We start from the raw sequence: 285 nt of genomic DNA on the forward strand, positions 1-285 counted from the left end.
TATATGGATTTGAAGCGTTGAAAAACTTTAGATTCAATACTGCGAAACCTTCTACCAAAATCTATATCAGTAGCAATACCGATTGGTTTGATGCTAAGATCGAAATTAATTTCGGTGATCAGAAAGTGACGGTAGATGAAGTGAAAAAAGCATTGAGCAATAAACAGCAATTTGTACAATTGGGAGATGGTACATTAGGGATCTTACCTGAAGAATGGATTAAAAAATATTCATTGTTATTTAGGGTAGGAGAAGGAAAGTCGGGTTCCATGAAGCTCAGTAAAT

1 protein-coding gene is annotated in these 285 nt (G+C 34.7%); it reads left to right on the forward strand.

Annotated elements, in window-relative coordinates; translation table 11 throughout:
- Positions 1-285 (forward strand): SNF2 helicase associated domain-containing protein (locus VJI94_RS08215; protein WP_324008999.1); only part of this gene is annotated, 285 nt, incomplete at both ends.

Source organism: Parvimonas sp. D9 (genome assembly GCF_035282565.1).
Taxonomy (GTDB): Bacteria; Bacillota; Clostridia; order Tissierellales; family Peptoniphilaceae; genus Parvimonas; species Parvimonas micra.